The 19,531-nt window shown below is 39.3% G+C and carries 18 protein-coding genes; 6 read left to right on the top strand and 12 right to left on the bottom strand.

From position 1 onward, the window contains the following. Positions 1 to 131 precede the first annotated feature (131 nt). From FTU16_RS07690 to FTU16_RS07670, 5 genes are all read right to left on the bottom strand, one after another. Positions 132 to 815, bottom strand: a complete 684-nt coding sequence (locus tag FTU16_RS07690) for a class I SAM-dependent methyltransferase (RefSeq protein WP_180163024.1) — start codon at positions 813 to 815, stop codon at positions 132 to 134. 62 nt (positions 816 to 877) lie between these two features. Next, a complete protein-coding gene (locus tag FTU16_RS07685; protein ID WP_180163023.1) occupies positions 878 to 1,654 on the bottom strand; it encodes a Rossmann-like and DUF2520 domain-containing protein in 777 nt (258 codons plus the stop codon). Between the two features lie 223 nt (positions 1,655 to 1,877). Then, positions 1,878 to 2,090: a hypothetical protein gene (locus FTU16_RS07680; protein WP_078193638.1), complete on the bottom strand. Its 213-nt coding sequence runs from the start codon at positions 2,088 to 2,090 to the stop codon at positions 1,878 to 1,880. A gap of 333 nt (positions 2,091 to 2,423) precedes the next feature. Beyond that, entirely contained in the window at positions 2,424 to 5,033 is a 2,610-nt protein-coding gene (gene pepN, locus FTU16_RS07675; RefSeq protein WP_180163022.1) for an aminopeptidase N, read from the bottom strand. A gap of 355 nt (positions 5,034 to 5,388) precedes the next feature. Then, positions 5,389 to 5,664, bottom strand: coding sequence for a hypothetical protein (locus tag FTU16_RS07670; protein WP_180003034.1), 276 nt, complete (start codon positions 5,662 to 5,664; stop codon positions 5,389 to 5,391). Between the two features lie 495 nt (positions 5,665 to 6,159). On the opposite strand from FTU16_RS07670, the gene FTU16_RS07665 reads away from it, so the two are divergent. The 3 genes from FTU16_RS07665 to thiM all read left to right on the top strand — a co-directional run bounded on the left by FTU16_RS07665 (position 6,160) and on the right by thiM (position 8,611). Continuing rightward, positions 6,160 to 6,423, top strand: coding sequence for a hypothetical protein (locus FTU16_RS07665; RefSeq protein WP_078193641.1), 264 nt, complete (start codon positions 6,160 to 6,162; stop codon positions 6,421 to 6,423). A gap of 149 nt (positions 6,424 to 6,572) precedes the next feature. Continuing rightward, positions 6,573 to 7,730 carry a hypothetical protein gene (locus FTU16_RS07660; RefSeq protein ID WP_111885041.1) on the top strand — a complete coding sequence of 386 codons (1,158 nt, stop codon included), beginning with the start codon at positions 6,573 to 6,575 and terminating at the stop codon, positions 7,728 to 7,730. 11 nt (positions 7,731 to 7,741) lie between these two features. After that, complete coding sequence (thiM, locus tag FTU16_RS07655) at positions 7,742 to 8,611, top strand: hydroxyethylthiazole kinase (protein ID WP_180108738.1); 870 nt, start codon at positions 7,742 to 7,744, stop codon at positions 8,609 to 8,611. A gap of 94 nt (positions 8,612 to 8,705) precedes the next feature. Here thiM and FTU16_RS07650 read toward each other — a convergent pair whose 3' ends face one another. The 3 genes from FTU16_RS07650 to FTU16_RS07640 form a co-directional block, all read right to left on the bottom strand. After that, positions 8,706 to 9,257, bottom strand: a complete 552-nt coding sequence (locus FTU16_RS07650) for a hypothetical protein (RefSeq protein WP_180163021.1) — start codon at positions 9,255 to 9,257, stop codon at positions 8,706 to 8,708. Positions 9,258 to 9,276: 19 nt separating this feature from the next. Beyond that, on the bottom strand, positions 9,277 to 10,005 hold the full coding sequence (locus FTU16_RS07645) for a hypothetical protein (protein ID WP_180163020.1): 729 nt from the start codon (positions 10,003 to 10,005) through the stop codon (positions 9,277 to 9,279). Between the two features lie 380 nt (positions 10,006 to 10,385). Next, a complete protein-coding gene (locus tag FTU16_RS07640; RefSeq protein WP_078193645.1) occupies positions 10,386 to 11,906 on the bottom strand; it encodes a transporter associated domain-containing protein in 1,521 nt (506 codons plus the stop codon). Positions 11,907 to 12,524: 618 nt separating this feature from the next. Between FTU16_RS07640 and FTU16_RS07635 the strand changes: the two genes are divergently transcribed. Beyond that, positions 12,525 to 12,989, top strand: coding sequence for a MarR family winged helix-turn-helix transcriptional regulator (locus FTU16_RS07635; RefSeq protein WP_180003047.1), 465 nt, complete (start codon positions 12,525 to 12,527; stop codon positions 12,987 to 12,989). 21 nt (positions 12,990 to 13,010) lie between these two features. Here the strand turns inward: FTU16_RS07635 and FTU16_RS07630 are convergent, their stop codons facing one another. Continuing rightward, the gene (locus FTU16_RS07630; protein ID WP_180163049.1) at positions 13,011 to 13,670 is read right to left on the bottom strand and encodes an SOS response-associated peptidase family protein; all 660 of its coding nucleotides are present in this window, start codon (positions 13,668 to 13,670) and stop codon (positions 13,011 to 13,013) included. Positions 13,671 to 13,708: 38 nt separating this feature from the next. Between FTU16_RS07630 and FTU16_RS07625 the strand changes: the two genes are divergently transcribed. After that, entirely contained in the window at positions 13,709 to 14,332 is a 624-nt protein-coding gene (locus FTU16_RS07625; RefSeq protein WP_180163019.1) for a hypothetical protein, read from the top strand. Positions 14,333 to 14,539: 207 nt separating this feature from the next. Next, entirely contained in the window at positions 14,540 to 14,695 is a 156-nt protein-coding gene (locus FTU16_RS07620; RefSeq protein WP_180110641.1) for a hypothetical protein, read from the top strand. Between the two features lie 76 nt (positions 14,696 to 14,771). On the opposite strand, the gene FTU16_RS07615 is transcribed toward FTU16_RS07620, so the two are convergent. The 3 genes from FTU16_RS07615 to FTU16_RS07605 all read right to left on the bottom strand — a co-directional run bounded on the left by FTU16_RS07615 (position 14,772) and on the right by FTU16_RS07605 (position 19,052). Beyond that, positions 14,772 to 16,214 carry an aldehyde dehydrogenase family protein gene (locus FTU16_RS07615; protein ID WP_180163018.1) on the bottom strand — a complete coding sequence of 481 codons (1,443 nt, stop codon included), beginning with the start codon at positions 16,212 to 16,214 and terminating at the stop codon, positions 14,772 to 14,774. Between the two features lie 111 nt (positions 16,215 to 16,325). Then, complete coding sequence (locus tag FTU16_RS07610; protein ID WP_180129519.1) at positions 16,326 to 16,802, bottom strand: hypothetical protein; 477 nt, start codon at positions 16,800 to 16,802, stop codon at positions 16,326 to 16,328. Between the two features lie 87 nt (positions 16,803 to 16,889). Next, positions 16,890 to 19,052 carry a malate synthase G gene (locus FTU16_RS07605; RefSeq protein ID WP_067767448.1) on the bottom strand — a complete coding sequence of 721 codons (2,163 nt, stop codon included), beginning with the start codon at positions 19,050 to 19,052 and terminating at the stop codon, positions 16,890 to 16,892. Positions 19,053 to 19,531: the final 479 nt, after the last annotated feature.

The following is a 19,531-nucleotide window of genomic DNA, read 5'->3' as shown; positions in this document are numbered from 1 at the left end:
CGCGATACCGAGCAAGAAAAAATGAGACTATTGATCAAAATTTTGATGCAAGTTTCACTCATGCAAGGTAGCAACAATATCTGTCAAAATGATCGATGGATTTAATACACTCAAACTTGGTCTTTATTCTTTTAATCCATAGACGTTTTAAAAGCACAGTAAGCTGCATAGCTAAAGATTTGACTGAAACAATGGATTTGATCAAAGCCTATTTCCCTCAGTAAGCTTTGATAGTGCTGCTGACTAATCAGTTCAAAGTCATCTTCTAAACGTTGCATCATTTTTGTCGCTTGCGATGCAGATAAACCCTGCATTTTGCAAAACTCAGGCAGTACATGCTGCTCAAAACGCGAATGAGTTTGCATCAAGTCAAAACTTACAAAAATACCCTGCGGTTTAAGCAATTCAAAAGCTTTTGCTAAAAAGTTAGTTTTCTCTGACAACAGAATGAAATGCGTCACCAAGATACTCAGCGCCGCATCAAAACAACTCGCCTGCTCAAAAGTAGTGTGACTGCCCAAAACAAATTTGACGCGATGCAACTGTCCAGCAGCTTCAACACTTTGCCGTGTTTGATTCAGCATATTTTCAGATAATTCTGTAACGGTAAATGACCATGTTGGATTCAAGGCCATGAGATAGCCCAATTCATAGCCCGTCCCACATCCAATGATCAGTACATGGGCATCTTCAGCGACATGGCAATTCAACACCGCCTGAATCTGTTGATGGACAAGTTCATAGCCGGGAATTAATTTTCGTATATGTGCATCATAACTTTCGACCACTTGCGGACTATTAAAATCTTTTGCCATGTAACATCCTGATTGACATGTATGTCTAAGCTAATAAATATTCATTATTCTATATGGATTGTTTATTTCTGATGATGCCCAAGAATCTGCTGACTCAGCATTTCATAGACCACTTTCAGATCGACTTGATCAGCTTGCTCAAGCATATTGGCATGCATCTGCATGATATTTTGATCTCCACGCATTGCAGGGCCTGTTTGCATGTTCCGTGGTTCAGCCTGAGTAGCTTTATTGGCTGTCTCTAAAATCAAAGGATAAAGCAAACTAAAATCGACATTTTTTGCATCGACAATCTGCTTTGCAATGTCATAACAATAATTACTAAAATTACATGCGAACACCGCAGCGAGATGCAGACTTAAACGCTGTGCCGAATCATATTGATAAACCCTTTGGCTTATGCTGTTTGCTAAATCTGTAAGTGTCCTCAAATCTGTAGAATCCGCCGCTTCTACAAAGATCGGTGTCGACGTCCAGTCCACATCTCGGTCTAAACTAAAGGTTTGTAAAGGATAAAACACACCTGCTCGCGAATGCTGTTGGGTCAGTACCGTGATATTGGTGCTACCAGACGTATGCACAATCAAAACCTGTGGCAGATAGGCTGTAACTTGCTGAATAATGGTTGCAATCGACTGGTCGCTCACCGCAATGATCAAAAGATCAATCTCAGCATTCAACTTATCTGGGTTATGAATAGCTTCTGCACCTACTCTGGCTGCAAGTTTTTCTGCATTATCAAGATTTCGCGCATAAACTTGCACAATGTGATGTTGTGGATGAAGCACATTGAGCAAATGATGTGCAACACGACCTGCACCCACAATACTGATTCGCATATAGTTTTAACTCATTTTGGATGGCTACAGCATGTCAGGAAAATATCCGACGTGCAAATCGAGTCGTATCGATAGAATGATTTATTTTCAATTCTTCACATCAGCTTCGCTCAGATAAGACAAAAGGGATGCACTTCATCCCTTTTGCTAGACGTCAATCTGAGTCTGATTCATATCTTGCCCATTTCAATCTAGACAAAATCCACGATATGCATTTGAGCTTTTACGATTTACCAATGATTTGATTCAAAGTCTGTAGGTATTGTTCTGCATCGCGGCGCGCATTGAATTTCTTTTCAAATACACCTGTGTTTTGCACACTGTTGGGTGTGTATTCTACCGAAACAACAAAGGTATCAAGCAAATCTCTATTAATTCGAATTGCAATAATATGATGTGAGTTTAAATAAAAACCTTCATCAACCTTAACTAACATGACCCGCCTCAAAATCTTGCACAATGAAATAGATAAAAAAATCTAAACATTCATGAACTTGGATGCCTTACCGCATACAGTCATTCATGTGTTAGACCTATTTTATTGTAGCGCCATTATGTGATTTATATTGCAATTATTATGTAATTTAAATAAATGCTCAGAGAAATTTTTTGAGTTTCAGTCATCTAAACATGATTGATTTTCAATCCTAACTAAAGTTTAGATAAAAAAGACTGGATATAAAAAAAGCCTGCTGCCATACCTATGACAACAGACTCATTTTAGTAGGACTGATTTAACTCAAATCAATCGTACAGAGAGGTTGAATGATTAAACACTCAACATGCTATTTAAGGTTTCTGATACATTCTTCGATTTCACGACAGGTTTAAGCGCTTCAAGTTCGGCTTTAACTTCACTACGCTGCGGCTCTGCCAACGTGTACCAACGGGACAAAATTTGCAGTAACCGTGAACCGACAATTGGATTTTTCTCATCGAGGAATTTTGCTAATTCAACAATATGCTGCACACCAAAGCTCCAAGTGTTGACAGGATTGCTATTTAAGCCACCAGTAACCGCACGAATACGGTTCGGCACTTTCAAGTCATAATCAGGATGAGCAGTCAGTGCCTTAATGATTTCCGCAGTTGCTTTCGGATGTGCCGCTTGCAACATAAACCATTGGTCCATCGACAAAGCTTCATTTTTAAAGCGTGTATAGAAGGTTTCTAAAGCTTGCTGTGCTTGTGGTGCATCATTCCAAACCAATACTTTTAAAGCACCAAGGCGTTCAGACATATTGCCTGTTGAGCTGAATTGTTCATAGGCCAATTCAAATACAGAGGCATCGCCTTGACGTGCCATCATGCTCAACATAATGTTTTTCAATGCACGAACACCCATAGCTTGTGAAAACTCTTTCTGCGCATCTGGGTCTAAAGTTGCATAAGTCTCTTTAAAGAATGAACCTAACTCACGTGCCACACGACTTAACAGTGCTTCACGCTGTTCCTGCACTTTAGCAGGACTGTAGTCGGTATCAATACGGCTACCTAAATAACCCTCTGTCGGTACATCGAATAAACGTGAAGCAAGTAATGGATCACGCTCAACCAATGCCGGTAATGTATTTTGAATGGCTTGAACATAGATGTCGGCATCATGGCCATTTAACAAAATGCGTTCTAACAAGGTTTGGCTAGCTTGCCATTGGTTAAAACCATTCGGCTCGTACTGCATCAGGAAAGCAAGCTCTTTATCTGAATAGTTAAATTCAAGATTAACGGGTGCAGAGAAATTACGCAGTAAAGACACAACAGGCTGGGTTTTTACACCGCTAAATGTAATGGTTGCAGTATCGGTATCAAATAAATACACGCCATCTTTGATGCCATTTTCAACCAATGCATCTGAGCTGAGAACTAACTGTTCACCACTCGTCGCATCAAACAATGCCAAAGCCACAGGAATAGGCACAGCTTTTAAATTTGGATATTTCGGATGAGCTTTTAAGCTTTGTTTGAAGCTTAAAGTATAAGTTTGATTTGCAGCATCGTACTCACCTTTTGCTTCAAGTTTTGGTGTGCCCGGTTGGTTATACCAAATCAAGAAACTCGATAAATCTACACCTGAACCTGCTGTCAGTGCTGCCACCCAATCTTCAACAGTCACGGCTTGACCATCGTGGCGTTTGAAATATTCGTCAGTACCTGCACGGAATTTTTCTTTGCCCAGGAGTGTCGCCATCATGCGGTTAATTTCCGCACCTTTTTCATACACAGTTGCGGTATAAAAGTTATTAATTTCAACAAAATGATCTGGACGCGGTGGATGTGAAAGCGGGCCTGAATCTTCTGGGAACTGATGAGCTTTTAACACAGCAACGTCATCGATCCGTTGTACCGCAGCAGATTGTAAATCTTCTGAGAACGACTGATCACGGAATACCGTCAAACCTTCTTTTAAACAAAGTTGGAACCAATCACGACATGTAATACGGTTACCTGTCCAGTTATGGAAGTATTCATGTGCAATCACAGACTGAACACGCATGATCGCTGCATCTGTGGTGTATTCTTCATCAGCAAGCACACAAGAGGTGTTGAAAATATTCAAACCTTTGTTTTCCATTGCACCCATGTTAAATGCACTGGTTGCCACGATCATATAATTGTCTAAATCATAAGGACGACCATAATGTTCTTCGTCCCAACGCATCGAATGTTTTAAAGCTTCCATGGCAATATGACATTTTGGAATGTCTTTTTCTTCTGCATAGATTTCTAAAGCAACATTACGACCTTCAGACGTCACATAAGTGTCTTTAAGTACTGCCAAATCACCAATCACACAAGCAAATAGATACGATGGTTTTTTGGTTGGATCTTGCCAAACGGTATAATGACGACCTTCACCGGTTTCACCCGCTTCAATCAAATTACCATTGGCAAGTAATACAGGGAATTTTTTATCCGCTTCGACACGTGTGGTAAATACCGATAGCACATCAGGACGGTCAGGATAATAGGTAATTTTACGGAAGCCTTCAGGCTCGTTTTGAGTAACGAATAAATCGCCTGCCGCTTGGTATAAACCTTCGAGTTGAGTATTGCTTTCAGGATGAATCACGACTTCAGTTTCAATGACAGCTTGGTCAGGTGCATTTGAAATCACCAGTTGTTCTGCATCTACAACATAGGCATCTGCTGGCAAAACTTGACCATTTAAGCGAATTGATTTGAGTTCCAAATCACGACCCAATAACACCAAATCCCCTGCCGTTTGACGCTGCATCACTAATTTTGCATTTACATTGGTATGGTCATCAAAGACTTGAATATCAAGATCGATACTATCTACGACAAATGATGGTTTTTGATAATCTTTTAAATAAACAGTTTGGTCTGCTTCGACCACTGGATTTGCCGCAATGTTCATATCTCGTCCTATTCCTTAGTTATTGCTTCATCAGCTTTTTGAACACATTGTGAATGACTTGATCATACGACAAGATGCATAAGCTGTCTTCGCATTTACAATGATTTATATATGGGCTCAGCGCATGTTGTTTTCAATCATCTTTATAGAATAATTTAAAGGCTGGCACATATTTTCGCCATGTTTAAGCAAAATAAATGCCTGAGTTGAGCACAGCTACTGCAATATGGAAATTATTTATCTACATCAAATAAATAAAGTACCTAGATACTAGAAAGAGAAAGTACAGGTGCTTTATATACTTCTGTAACTTCAAATTATTGCGCTCAAACTTTCCTGCTTAAGACTTAGAGGATTATTGATTTTCGAAAATTAAATCGAGCGCGCTGTCATAGTCTGCAGCAAAGTAAAATTGAAATGCCGTGACTTTTGAGGTGAGGAATTGCTGAATTTCTTCCGTCGCACCCGCCACATAAATTTTAGATACTTGATGTTGCTGCGCCAGGCCAAGTAACTCGATCGTCTTTTCTAGTGTTTGATCATGCCCAATAATCAGCGCGCCAACCGTACCCTGTGGCTGCTTATATAATTGCATGCGAGTGATATTGCTGTTTTTAAGTGCGTCTGACATGTGTATTCCATACAAAGAAAGGATAAAAAAAGATCAAAACCTTTAGAAATCCAGCTGAATCATGCTGTGTATCAAGTTCAGTAGATTCCGCTTGGTTTCAATCCTAGAAGCCTAGATCATTAAAAATTATAAGCTCAATATATACAAATATACTTTTCAAATCCAATCGCTTAGGTGATTCCTTCCAAAAAGCACCTTAGTACGTAATTCATATCAATCTTCTAATTTGTATTTGATTGCATACTTCTGTTTAAACGATGCACCAAGATGTTTCTTTTTCAACAGTTTAAGCATTTTGAGAATTCATTAGACATAGCCATACGCATCAATATTATTTTGTTACTTTTAAATTAATAATTTATTTTCAATATCTTAGTAAATAATTATAAAGTTTATCTGCTTTAAAATGTCTACTCAAAACATTTGAGCATGCGTTTTGCATCTACTTAATTGCCAAAAGCAAAATCATCAGGCTAAAACAAAAAGAGGTGCATTATGTTTATTAAAGAACACATCATCCGTATTGAAAATATGAAGACCCTGCAAGCGCTTGATGCTGCAAATATCGACCATCAAGTAATTGCAATGTTTATGACCTGCGAAGGGATTCCGCTCAAAGCCTTTGAGGTCAGTTCATTACTTAACTCATATAGTGCATTAGGCACTAAAAAAGTCGCGTCTAAAAAAGTGCAAGCCTTAATACAAGCCAAACAACTTGGAGAGGAGGACGAATCGATCCCATGCCCAGCCGCCTATTAATAATCCATTCTGACTAAAAGCTGCATCATCACTATGCAGCTTTTTTTATATGTCGACTTCTCGCCTGAGCTGCCGCAACTCAAATTGCAACCCCGTCTTTAAACAGAGATGTGTATAATCAATTTAATCTTTCAAGAAACGCTGGAAACATGTTCAATATTCTACGCAAACAAATGGATGAAAGTACGCAATGCCCGTTGTGTCGTGCATCTATGTATTGGGTAGATGCTGAAAAATTAGATGAGCAAGAATTTAATTTTTATCAGTGTAGCCACTGTCATCATCAAATATTTCCAGAACAGCAATACAACTGTCATTGTGAAAACTGTCAGGCTGCGCGAAAAAAACTACTGAAAGAAACCCGTTTACAAGAACAGCGTAAACTCAAAAATAAAGATATCGTTGAACGTGAATTAAGTGAACTGAGTTTTTTACAGAAACTCTTTTTGCTGGCTTTATTGGATAATCACGTCCAAGAACATACGGCGCATCAAGAATTTATCGACTGGGACGCTATTAAGTATCATAACATCAGCCCGAATTATTTCTTCCAACAATCACTCAAAAAGCATCTCGTGCATGAGCAAATTTTGATTGTGAAAGATGATGCACTACAAGCTGAACAGTATTATATCAATGTCCGTTTGGATGGCTATTCGGAGCCCAGCCTTTTTAGCGTAGCACAGCAACTGCGCCATTGGTTTTATGAAAATTTAGCTCTGGGTGTTCCTTTTAAAAGCGCTGACGAAGTGAAAGAGTGCTTGTATCTCCTACTGTTTCAAGAAATTGTCCAATTCATGCAGTTTTACTGTAAGACATGGGGCATTCAAATTGCAGGGAATAAAAGCTTTCAAGTGTTCTGTTATCGCCTACTCGACCATCTAGCGGTTGGGCAGATTTACTATATGATTCAGTCAGCACTCGAATACCTACATAAACAAAAAGCTCTGCAAGTACGTAATGAAAACTTCATTAATACTAATCTGTTAAAAAAGACCTTACAGCAATACCGTGAACGTGGCTTACAGGAAAAATGGGAAACCTTTACCCTCCCTCGTCCGCCACAATTACCGTTTAGTAAAATGAGTGAAATTTTGCTCTTTAACTTTTTAGGACTCGATGAAAGTATCTTTGTGCAACCGATACGCCATGCTTGGAAAAAAATCGAACCACGATTAAATTTTTATTCCACAAAGCGCTGCATGTACTGTGGTTCACAAGAGCTCTCTGTCGATTATGATGCCGCAGATTATGTGACCCTGTTCTGCCGTAATTGTAAACATCAAGACCATTACTTCACCCGCTAAGGGAGAAAACGATGAATCAATCTGAAAATTTTGAAACGACCATGAACAGTGAATTAACTGACTTAAATAGCCCTCTTTTGCAAAGCGTTATCAATGCGTGGATTGAACTTCAATCCAAACAACCCTTGGTGCATATCATCACCAATGCAGTCGCGAGCAATTATGTGGCCAATGTCCTTTTGGCTGCGGGTGCTTCTCCTGCAATGATTGACAATCCCTTTGAAGCTGAAAGCTTTGCCTCGATTGCCAGTGCATTGAATATCAATTTAGGCACGCCAACGTCTGAACAAATGCAGGCCATGCAAATTGCTGCACAAACAGCACAAAATTTAAATAAACCTTGGGTGCTTGACCCTGTCGGTTATGGCCCCGTTTTGCCATGGCGATCTGAAATGGTTGACCAATTACTCCAATACAAGCCAAGTATTATTCGCGGCAATGCATCAGAAATCAGCTGTCTTGCAGGTAATCAAGGTGAATCCCGCGGTGTCGATAGCACGCTCAATAGTGCCGAGATTTATTTAAATGCTGTGCCCTTGTTAGAACACTGTGAATGTGTGGCAATTTCAGGCGAATCAGATTTCATCTTATCGAAAGAAATGAATGCAGTGATACAGATTAATGGTGGGTCTTACTTACAACCCAAAGTGACGGCTTCTGGCTGCGCTTTAGGTGCGCTAACAGCAGCTTATTGCGCCGTAAGTGAATCACTAACTGCTGGCACGGTCGCAGCACATTTGCACTTTGCGATTGCGGGTCAAAAAGCCTATGAAATTAGCTCAAGTGTCGGCAGTTTTAATGTTGCATTTTTAGATGAAATTTATAATCTCAATGAAGATGATTTTAATCAACTTGCCAACATGCAAATTTATGCACTATGAAGCTACGATAGCTTGAGAAAAAAATAGCTTGAGTAAAAGACTCAAGCTGTTCAGGGTTTCACGCTGTTTTTTATAATTAGAACGCGTCAAAAGCTTACTGTGCCGTGCTGTTACTTGCAGCATTAGCATCAAACATTTCTGAATCTTCGATCGTTTCTGTTGGATTACTCAAAATCATGTCGAGGTCATAGTCCCCCGCATAAACAATATTTTTGATTTTTGAACAGTCGCCATCACTCATTTCATAATTTAATACTTTGGCTTCATCGCCAATTTTAAACTCAGCACGAACGACGTTTTTATTTTCATCAAAACTCAGTTTAGGCTGAACGCCTTTTTTCGAATCTTGCTGCGGATCTTGGCTATCCGTGAAAATATCAAAATCCACATTACACGCTTGTTGCGACTGCTTACAGTTAATTTCTGCTTGCATACGTTCCGCTAACGATGGTTCAAAATAGGCAGTAAGTTGATCTTTACTCAAAGCATGCAATTTCAACTCTTGATCATAAATTTGTTTGACCAGTTTTTCGGGGGCAACACATTTCTGCGATTGCTCCTGTACTTTTTGCTCTGCTGGCTGACAAGCCGTTAAAAAGATCGCCGCGCCGAAACCGAATAATCGATATATCGTCATTTGTCGCATAACACATCCATGCCCATCATTAAACTGCCCGCCCAACTGCCAGATTCATACTTGCTTCAAAAATAGTTGAAACATTTAATTTACAAATACACATTAAACCCATGCCATCAAAATAATCTGGCACGTGCTGCATAAAAAATTGAACATGTTCATCAGATTTTTTCCGTAGCCGAACCAATTGCTCAGGCGTCACCTTCGGTAAATCACAACGATGAACAAAAATATCCTCAGCCCGATGCTGCACATCATGCTGACGGATTTTATAACTATTTAAAACATCCATATACTCTGTGGGCATCGGGACACCATGTCTTGGATAAAACTTAACAGAGCGCGAGGCAAATAATGTATATACCTTTGGTTGTGCCAATGTAGCCACAAACCACATCGGAATCGCTGGAAATCGAATCTGATGCTGCATCGCCACTTTAATCGCCGAATTTAAGGTCAGGTTTTTCCGCCGGTAATCTACCAATACCCCTGCCCGTGAATTAAAAATAAAAATCGGCCGATTGTTATGCATAATTTTTAATATACGCACAATGTTTTGCCCGATCAGTTTATCTTGCTCAAAATACTGAATAATTGGTAATGCTACAATATCGGGGTCATGCATGTATTGATAAAGTTGCTCAATTTTCGATGTCGGGAAAATACGTTGATCAAACTCCCAGAGCCGTTGAAACAACTCATGTTTTTCTTCAGTCGTGAGTTTACTAAAATCAATGATATTCTCAGTGATCGCCATACCAACACCCATTTTTTAATGGATTAACTTTGAATTTCTTCAAAGTACCTAGTTATAAATTTGTCAAAACCGATATTTAAAATGAAATAAAAATTATTAATAGATCATCTATGATGATTAAAACCCCGAGTTAAAAATGAATCACTATTTAACCTAATGCTTTTTTAAAACCAACCCTATCAATATTAATTACTTTTGAACCGTTTTAGCCCTCTAAAAGCTCAAAAGATGCAGCGTTTTTTTACTGTTACATCATGTAAATATAATACGTTTTAACATCGTGAATTACAGCCCCCTTGGATAGGATTTCTTATACTTTCTAGTCATACAAAAAAGACAGCTTCGAAAAGCTGTCTTTGAGTTATTTTAAAATTTAAGCATTAAGCTTGGTAATAGATATCAACCGTTTTAATGCGGTTTTCATCCATTGCCGTAACTTTAAATTGGATGCCTTTAAAATCAACCACAGTACCGACTTCTACATTGCCGTGAGTCTGATCCAAAATGAGGCCTGAAACACTGATGTAACCATCATCTTCTTCGATCAAATCCAGCATTTCCAATTCAAGTTCTAACTGATACAGATCGAGCATGCCTGAAGCTTTCCAATGTTCATCATCGATTTTAATCAAATCAAGTTGTTCATCCGCATCAGGGAATTCACCAGCAATCGCTTCAAACACATCGAGTGGTGAAATCAAACCTTGTACCGCACCAAATTCATCCGTAACCAGTACCAAAGAGCCTTTAGAGGTACGCAAGGTATTAATCGCATCAATCACCTTCATCTTTTGGAAAATAAAGATTGGACGATGACGTTTAATCAATGCTTTTAGATCATCTTCACTGTCTAGAACATCAATAAGTTCTTTCGCGCGGACAATACTAATCACTTTATCCAAGCTACCACGACACACAGGGAATAAACTGTGCGGCACTGAAAGGACTTGCTCACGAATTTGTTCAGGTGTGTCATTTAAATCCACCCAAGAAATTTGATTACGGGGAGTCATGATCGACGCAACTGAACGCTCTGCAAGCGTCAACACCCCCCCAATCATGTAACGCTCTTCGTCTGCAAAGGTTTCTTGCGCCTGATTACCGACTTGATCAGCTTCTAAGCGCCCACCCATCAGTTTTAAAATACTGTCTGCAGTACGATGGCGTAATGGAATTTTCGCTTCGTGTTTTTGAGCATTGCGTTGACTAAACTGGTTAAAGGCTTCGATGACAATCGCAACACCAATACCTGAGTAGATATAGCCTTTCGGAATATGGAAACCAAAACCTTCTGCTATCAAACTAATACCGATAAGCAATAAGAAGCTTAAACATAGGATCACGACGGTCGGATGTCGGTTTACAAAAGCCGTTAGCGGTTTAGATGCAAGTAACATCACTGCCATTGCCACAATCATTGCAGCCATCATGACATAAATGTTGTCGACCATACCGATCGCTGTAATGACAGAGTCTAAAGAGAAAACCGCATCTAAGACAACAATTTGCGCAACTACTGCTGTAAAGCTGGCATATGCCACTTTTGTTGTCACTTGAACTTCTGGTTTTCCTTCTAATTTCTCATGTAGCTCTGTGACTGCCTTATAAACTAAGAACAATCCACCGAACAATAATATGAGATCTCGACCAGAGAATGTCCAATCAAAAACGGTAATCAGGGGCTTTGTTAATGTGACCAACCAAGAGATTGCAAATAACAATCCTAATCGCATAAATAATGCGAGTGAAAGACCAAGTACGCGGGCTTTATCACGTTGTTCTGGAGGGAGTTTTTCTGCCAAAATGGCAATAAAGACTAGGTTATCAATCCCTAGTACAATTTCTAAAATAATTAATGTAAGTAAACCAACCCAGATTCCGGGATCTAACAAAAATTCCATTAGCTCTCTTCCTCATTCTGGATTGTAAGAATATCTTCAATCAGACCAACGCACGGCGACGGATCCATAAATTTAACCTGTGTAACTAGAGACCATTCCATTATGCATAATCTTGCGCATTTGTAATGTATTCAAGCATATTTTTTCGCATCAACAATATGACAAAATGTTAAAAGCGCTTAATGCGTTGCCGATTGAATGGGCTACATCAAATATAAATCTAGATCGTAATACTGACTTTTATAGATACATGCCAACGCTGTTAAAAAGATTGATTTCATCTAACTTTTTAATTAAATATTATTAAATGCGTTGTATAAGATTGTATGACAAATCTAATGAATTATTTATTTCAACCTTTTGGTAAAATATATTAATATTCAATTTGAATTAAAAACTTATTTATTTTCACTACACTATCTCTCTATAGCAAAAATTACTTTTATTCTTTTTTAATCGCTTGGACAGAATATCAATATAATCTATTAAGATAATCTAAAAATGAGATATCTTCTACTTTCTATTTTTTTATTGTGAACTCTTGCTATTACCCTCTATTTTTCAATAGAATGTTAAAACATTAAATAAAATTAAAACAAATATTCAGGGGACTTCTTCATGACAAAAAAGTATTCAAAATTTTTACCATCCACCGATGACTTTAGCTTAGAAAATTTTCCTTTCTACTGGGTCACTCAGGTTCATGCTCAATACGTTTTAAACGTTGACCATGCGTTGAAAAAATATGGTGTTGATAATTCACGTCGCCGTATCCTTCTCGCACTCAAGTCTAAGCCACATGCGAGCGTTTCGGATTTATCTGAAATGGTCGTGTCTAAAATGTCGACGACAACCAAAATTGTTTATCGCTTAAAAGATGAAGGCTTAGTAGATACCTATTCTTGTGAAGATGATGCGCGTATTACCCGCGTCGTGTTAACCGATAAAGGCACTGCAATGACGCAGAAGATTAACGATCTAACGAATGTCGTTCTCGAGCAATCTTTTGAAGGCTTAACACCGCTACAAATTGAAAAAACCATGGAAAGCTTAAAGCACATCTTCAAAAACTTAGCGCGCTAAGCATTCTGCATCACCGAAGTATTAATCGAAAAAGTTCAGTTGGGGACTGATTTTTTCGATTTTTATTTTAGGTGCATGCGCGCATTCAAATTCATCAACGGGAAAACCCTGTACAAAACTTTGGATATTGGGTGATTTCCAGCTTAACCATTCCTCTAATCGCGCATGCGGAATCACAATCACCGAGCGTTTTATATTTCCTGGCTCATGAAAGTGTTTCATCATTTCATGATCGATAGCATCCATCGTAATCATGGTTGCAGAACGTACAATCTCATCACCTTGCCGACAAATGTCATATAAGGCAGCGATATAAAACGCTTCTCCATCTTTGCGTTTAACACTCCAACGCTGCGGCTTATTGTCGATATACATTGACTCATAAAATTCAGACACTGGAATTACGCCAAATTTACATTTGGAGATGGCATTGATAAAAGACGGCTTTTGGTACAAGGTTTCATTGCGGGCATTATAGGTTTTTAGTGCAATTGATTTGTCTTCGGCCCATTTAGGCACCATGCCAAAACCCACTTTTCGCCACTCTAGCCCTTGTTCAGACTTAAAGAGCAGCGGCAAATCATAATTTGGATAGACTTCATCAGGATATTCAAAACTGATTTCAGGCAAGTTTTGAGACTTTAATTGCGCTAAGGTAATCGGTTTGAAGTTGGCGCACATATTTGCCATAATCCGCAAAAATTCAATCTTTATAATAAATGAAAAATCTAAATCGAAGTCGCTTTATCGTTTTAATTCTAATTTCAAGCCTTTATTCAACCGCACATGCCGTAAAAGTCTCTGTACATACCGTTTCATTTCTACCTTTTAGTCTCGACGCGCTCTATTTCAACGAATATCCATTTAAACAAGACCTAATCAATGAGACTGAGATTCCTGCAGGCAAGTACCGCATTCAATATAAGCATTTTCGCAATCAGCAAATGATCAGTACACATCATTGGGTTACGGTCAAAAATCTTCCCAACACCCAAGAACAACAATTTTCATTGGTCATCTTGCCTCATGGTGAAGCGATTGATGTCTCAGACTTTAAAATCACTTCTCCAGAGATGTTTCCTGAAATCCGTTTTGCAAAACGTGCTCAAAATAGTTATCGCTTGATGCAAAATCTGCAAAGACAAAGAGATCAGTTTGGCGTGATTCTTCCTGACGCAGATGAAGCCCACACGACAGAATTAGAAGATCAATTTGGCTGGTTTACGGTGAATGCAGATGAAGGGCGTGTCAGGATTTCTTGTACTGGCACGTTTAAAATCAACCCTCAAGATGCGCTCCCCTATTTCACTACTGCAAATTCAGCTCTTCAGTTTAATGATTAACAAGGAAACCAAAAACATAACGCATATTTAGCGTTTAGTGATAACAATCCGCTTATTCCAATCGAAGATCGAACAATTCATGAGGCAACGGATTACAAAAATGGCTTGAAGTTTGATGTCTATATTCACCATATCCAAAAAATGAAAACCGAGACTATTTCTTCTAATTATTCAATCTACAATTATAAGGTTCAGGTCAAGCTGTATATGACGGCTTTGCAACGTAAGCCCATGCTGTTGATGAATCAGCAAATGCACTATCAGGATAATTGTTCAAGCCAAGATCTTGGCGCTTTTCTGTATTACAAAACACGTTGGAGCCGTTTTTGGGACTATATTCTGCCGCATATTTCATGGAAATAAACTAAAAATGTCCTGCATAACAGAACCTGCAGTGAAGTCTATTGCACAAGATTAAATAGACTTCACTTTGCGTATTTTAAGCAGGGAAAGTTTGCCAATGGGTGCGGGTAAATTCCTCAAATATCCACTCACCATTAAAACGACCAAGGCCTGAATTACGTTCACCGCCAAAGGGTGCATTAGAATGATCCGCCACACTGATGCCATTGATATGCGTCATGCCTATATCGAGTTTGGCAGCAAACTCCCCGCCGCGCGCCAAGTTTGACGTACATACCGCACTCGATAAACCAAATCGGGTTGAATTCGCCAATTCTAGTGCATGTGCTTCATCTCGCGCTTTTAAAATCGGCAAGATTGGCCCAAAGCTTTCTTCCAATGCAATATCAGCGTGTGCATCCACATGGGTAAAAATATGCGGTGCAACCAATTGACCTTCAATACCGCCTGCATAGGCTAAAATTGCATCTTGCTGAATAGCATTTTGAATAATGGTTTTTAATTTATCAACCTGCGCCTTGTTGATGATAGGCCCTATGAGGGTTTCAGCAGCATTTGGATCACCGACAACAATACTTTTTACCCGCTGAATCAATTTTTCAACATAAGCATCGTGCAAGGATTCATCCACAATCACTCGATTGGTACTCATGCAGATTTGTCCTTGATGCAAAAAACGCCCCATCACGGTCAGTTCAACGGCTAAATCTAAATCGGCATCATCTAAAATCACTAAAGGCGCATTACCGCCAAGTTCTAGCGCTAAACGTTTAATCCTTGAACTTCCTAGTGCTTTCACCCCGACCTGCTGACCCACTTCAGTTGAACCTGTAAATGAAATCATTTTAGGCACAGGATGCTCTACAAAATAGTCGCCAATTTCACTGCCACTGCCTGCAACGACATTTAACACGCCATGCGGCAAGCCCGCTTCTTCAAATAATTTTCCGAGCAACGTTCCACCTGTCACTGGCGTGTCACTTGCAGGCTTCAACACCACACTATTACCGCAGGCAATCGCAGTCACCACAGAACGCATCGATAAATGAAATGGAAAATTCCACGGGCTAATCACCGCAATGACACCCAAGGGTTTGCGCAATACAAAACTCTTTCGACTCGGGTCTTTACTCTCTAGCTGCGTAGTTTGCATTTTTTCAGGAAAACGCAACGATTCTTGGATAATGCCGAGCGCTGCATCAACTTCAATATTGGCTTTTAAACGTGTACTTCCTGATTCATCTATCAGCCATTGAATAATTTCTTCTCTGCGCTGCTGAATGGTTTGGGTTAATTTAGTGATGACTTGCTGACGTACTTCAATGGGCTTGGTCACTTCTGATTTAAAGGCAGCTTCTGCCGCACTATAAGCACTGTCTACATCGACACTGCTGGCTGCCTGCAATTCAAAAATCTCTGCTTGGCTAAAGGGATTGATATTCTTGATGTGACGTGTTGAAGTCCCTGCTCGCCATTGCCCACCAATATATTGCAAATCTAATGCGGTATAAGCTGACATCGTTTCCATCCTATTTTTATCATTCATCCCAATGTAAAGGCTTCAGCATTGAAAAGCTATGAGAAAAACAGGATAAAACTTTATAATTAATTTCTTTTACAACCTTATACTTTAAACAGGCTGATGAATCTGCCGCATCGCTTTATAGATTCGCCAATAAATATAACAGCTAATGATGACTTCAAAACTTAGATCTTTAACTGTGGTGAGTTGCTCAAGCGCAGCCTCCTCCATGTTAACGGTCAACATGGGTAACAGCCCTTCGACAACAACAGCGATCAAGATAAAGAGGACTAAACTCTGAATCGTTACGGGCAAATACAATGCAATAAAGCGCTTTAAAAAATCTCGGCCTTGCTCGCCGCCATTGGCTTTAAATATGGCATTCACCCAGCTGATCAGCAGACCAACTTGTAAAACAAACGAAGCCCAAGCTTCTGTAGGTTTGGATTCTGGGGTTAAGGTCAGTGCTAAGTAGCTAAAGAAAATCAATATTGAGCTGGCAATATAGTAGTTTTTATAATGGCTTTCTGAGACTTTATTCAGTCTTATATCATCCACCAACCGATTTACATTCCATAAATACATGGAGTTTCCTTTTCATTTTTTATGTCGACATTCTAACTTTCTCAAGCAATAAAAAAGCCTCCGAAGAGGCTTTTTTTGATTTACAGATTAGTCACCTGTATAACCTTTTAATTTTAAACGGTAAGCATGAAGAAGCGGCTCTGTATAACCAGAAGGCTGCTCGCCACCTTTGAATACTAAGTCATAAGCAGCTTTGTATGCATAACCATCAAAGCCTGGTGCCATTGGTGTGTAAAGTGGATCGTTGGCATTTTGCTCATCCACAACTTTCGCCATGCGCTTAAATACTTCTTCAACTTGTTCAGCAGTTACGATACCGTGACGTAACCAGTTCGCAACGTGTTGAGAAGAAATACGTAAAGTTGCACGGTCTTCCATCAAACCAACGTTGTTGATGTCTAGTACTTTTGAACAACCTACACCCAAATCAACCCAACGAACAACATAACCCAAGATACCTTGAAGGTTGTTTTCGAGTTCTTTGGTTTTCTCTTCTTCAGACCAGTTTGTATCTGTCGCTAAAGGCGGCGTTAACAAGTCATCTAAAGATAGCGGCTGAGTATTCAACAACTCTTTTTGACGCTCAGAAACATTGCACTGATGGTAATGAATCGCGTGAATTACAGCGCCAGATGGAGACGGAACCCATGCACAGCTTGCGCCAGCTTCTGGATGCTCAATCTTAGTTTTGTACATATCAAGCAACATATCTGGTTTTGGCCACATGCCTTTACCGATTTGCGCTTTACCACGTAAGCCGGCTTGAAGACCGATCATCACGTTACGGTTTTCATATGCAGGGAACCAGATTTGAGACTTCACTTCGCCTTTACGAACGAATGGACCTGCTTCCATGAACGTATGAATTTCGTCACCCGTACGGTCCATGAAACCTGTATTAATAAAAATCGTGCGATCTTTCGCTTGCGCGATACAGTTTTTCAAGTTCACAGAGGTACGACGTTCTTCGTCCATGATACCGATTTTCAAAGTCTTCGCAGGCAAACCAAGCGCTTGTTCAGCACGCTCAAATAATTCAACTGCAAATGCAACTTCTTCTGGACCGTGCATTTTTGGCTTAACGATGTACATAGAACCTTTACGAGAGTTCTTGTTTTCGTTTTCGCCTTTAATGTCTGCAAACGTCAATAACGGTGTGATCAATGCATCCATAATACCTTCGTAGATTTCAGCACCATCTACAAGGATCGCAGGGTTTGTCATCAAATGACCCACGTTACGAAGTAACATCAATGAACGACCGTGAAGTGTAGTTTCACCACCGATCAAGTTTTTGTGCGTACGGTCTTTATTTAATGTACGAGTAACGGTTTTACCATTTTTCTCGATAGATTCAGAAAGCGTACCTTTCATTAAGCCTAACCAGTTACGGTAGCCTTCAACTTTCTCTTCAGCATCAACTGCTGCAATTGAGTCTTCCAAGTCTTGAATTGTCGTTACCGCAGCTTCAAGAACTAAGTCTTTCACGCCAGCAGCATCTGTTGAACCAATTGGGCTCGTCGCATCAACTTCAATGATTACATGTAAACCATTGTTTAAAAGTACGATTTCAGTTGGTGCAGCTTCGTCACCATTAAAACCAACAAACTGAGCTTCTTTCGCTAAAGTTGCAGTTGAGCCATCTTTTAGGCTTACAACTAACTTTTTGCCTTCGACCGCATATTTAGTTGCATCTGCATGCGAACCATTTGCTAGCGGGAAAGTTTCATTTAAGAAGTTTTTAGCAAATTCGATAACTTTTGCGCCACGAGCTGGGTTATAGCCCTTACCTTTTTCCGCGCCGCCTTCTTCAGAGATCACGTCAAAACCGTAAAGCGCATCGTAGAGTGAACCCCAACGTGCATTCGCAGCGTTTAAGCAGTAACGTGCATTACGCACAGGTACTACCAATTGCGCACCAGCCAATAATGCGATTTCTTCGTCTACATTTTCTGTGCTGATTTGGAAATCTTCTACTTCTGGTAATAAGTAGCCAATTTCAGTAAGGAAAGCTTTGTAAGCTTCGAGTTCAAATTTGTTGTTGCGGTGCCATTCATCAATTTTCGCTTGAATGTCGTCACGCTTAGCCAATAGTGCTTTGTTCTTTGGGCTAAGATCGACAACGACTTGTTCAAAGTTTTTCCAGTAAGTTTCACTGTCTAAACCTGAACCCGGTAGTGCTTCATTTTCGATGAAATCGTAAAGTTCTTTAGCAATCGCTAACTTGCCTTTTTGAATACGTGCAGTCATTGTCTTTCCTGATATTGCTATTTTTTATAACAAGAGATTCTAGTATACCCATTTATACTTTGCTGAATAGTACTATCACATTCCTAAATAATGATCATTTTCTATGTAATGAAATACCCTCATCATTCAACATAATAAAGATCAGAAATACGACGTCATCATCAGCCTGAATACCTTTTTACAGTGTATAAAGTTTTTGAAATGTCGAAATTAGACTTAAGTGCAGAATTTTGTTCTAAAACTGAACAAATAGACCCAAGCATCTAACAAACTCACTCGATTAAGCCATGAAATGCTGCCAATGTCGATGCTACAACTTCAACCAATCAGTTTAAATTTAACGCTTTTATCGATGAATTATTAAACAACCCTTCTTCTTATTAAATGATGCTTTTATCTTGAGACTTTGCTTTAACTTCTATTGTTCGTTCCACAGCGTTTCTTAATTTATACATGTTATCTAAAACTAAATATCAAAA

The sequence above is a fragment of the Acinetobacter sp. YH12069 genome (assembly GCF_013419675.1).
Classification (GTDB): Bacteria; Pseudomonadota; Gammaproteobacteria; order Pseudomonadales; family Moraxellaceae; genus Acinetobacter; species Acinetobacter amyesii.
The sequence above is the reverse complement of the archived record's forward strand: the minus strand, read 5'-3'. Positions and strand labels throughout refer to the sequence as shown.

What these genes read in the sequence shown, in the direction of transcription:
- thiM (WP_180108738.1), top strand. Translation starts at nt 7,742, where the DNA reads ATGAATCAATCTGAAAATTTTGAAACGACCATGAACAGTGAATTAACT.
- FTU16_RS07610 (WP_180129519.1), bottom strand. Translation starts at nt 16,802, where the DNA reads ATGTATTTATGGAATGTAAATCGGTTGGTGGATGATATAAGACTGAAT.
- FTU16_RS07680 (WP_078193638.1), bottom strand. Translation starts at nt 2,090, where the DNA reads ATGTTAGTTAAGGTTGATGAAGGTTTTTATTTAAACTCACATCATATT.
- pepN (WP_180163022.1), bottom strand. Translation starts at nt 5,033, where the DNA reads ATGAACATTGCGGCAAATCCAGTGGTCGAAGCAGACCAAACTGTTTAT.
- FTU16_RS07615 (WP_180163018.1), bottom strand. Translation starts at nt 16,214, where the DNA reads ATGTCAGCTTATACCGCATTAGATTTGCAATATATTGGTGGGCAATGG.
- FTU16_RS07650 (WP_180163021.1), bottom strand. Translation starts at nt 9,257, where the DNA reads ATGCGACAAATGACGATATATCGATTATTCGGTTTCGGCGCGGCGATC.
- FTU16_RS07625 (WP_180163019.1), top strand. Translation starts at nt 13,709, where the DNA reads ATGAAAAATCTAAATCGAAGTCGCTTTATCGTTTTAATTCTAATTTCA.
- FTU16_RS07640 (WP_078193645.1), bottom strand. Translation starts at nt 11,906, where the DNA reads ATGGAATTTTTGTTAGATCCCGGAATCTGGGTTGGTTTACTTACATTA.
- FTU16_RS07665 (WP_078193641.1), top strand. Translation starts at nt 6,160, where the DNA reads ATGTTTATTAAAGAACACATCATCCGTATTGAAAATATGAAGACCCTG.
- FTU16_RS07645 (WP_180163020.1), bottom strand. Translation starts at nt 10,005, where the DNA reads ATGGCGATCACTGAGAATATCATTGATTTTAGTAAACTCACGACTGAA.
- FTU16_RS07670 (WP_180003034.1), bottom strand. Translation starts at nt 5,664, where the DNA reads ATGTCAGACGCACTTAAAAACAGCAATATCACTCGCATGCAATTATAT.
- FTU16_RS07605 (WP_067767448.1), bottom strand. Translation starts at nt 19,052, where the DNA reads ATGACTGCACGTATTCAAAAAGGCAAGTTAGCGATTGCTAAAGAACTT.
- FTU16_RS07660 (WP_111885041.1), top strand. Translation starts at nt 6,573, where the DNA reads ATGTTCAATATTCTACGCAAACAAATGGATGAAAGTACGCAATGCCCG.
- FTU16_RS07620 (WP_180110641.1), top strand. Translation starts at nt 14,540, where the DNA reads ATGACGGCTTTGCAACGTAAGCCCATGCTGTTGATGAATCAGCAAATG.
- FTU16_RS07690 (WP_180163024.1), bottom strand. Translation starts at nt 815, where the DNA reads ATGGCAAAAGATTTTAATAGTCCGCAAGTGGTCGAAAGTTATGATGCA.
- FTU16_RS07635 (WP_180003047.1), top strand. Translation starts at nt 12,525, where the DNA reads ATGACAAAAAAGTATTCAAAATTTTTACCATCCACCGATGACTTTAGC.
- FTU16_RS07630 (WP_180163049.1), bottom strand. Translation starts at nt 13,670, where the DNA reads ATGTGCGCCAACTTCAAACCGATTACCTTAGCGCAATTAAAGTCTCAA.
- FTU16_RS07685 (WP_180163023.1), bottom strand. Translation starts at nt 1,654, where the DNA reads ATGCGAATCAGTATTGTGGGTGCAGGTCGTGTTGCACATCATTTGCTC.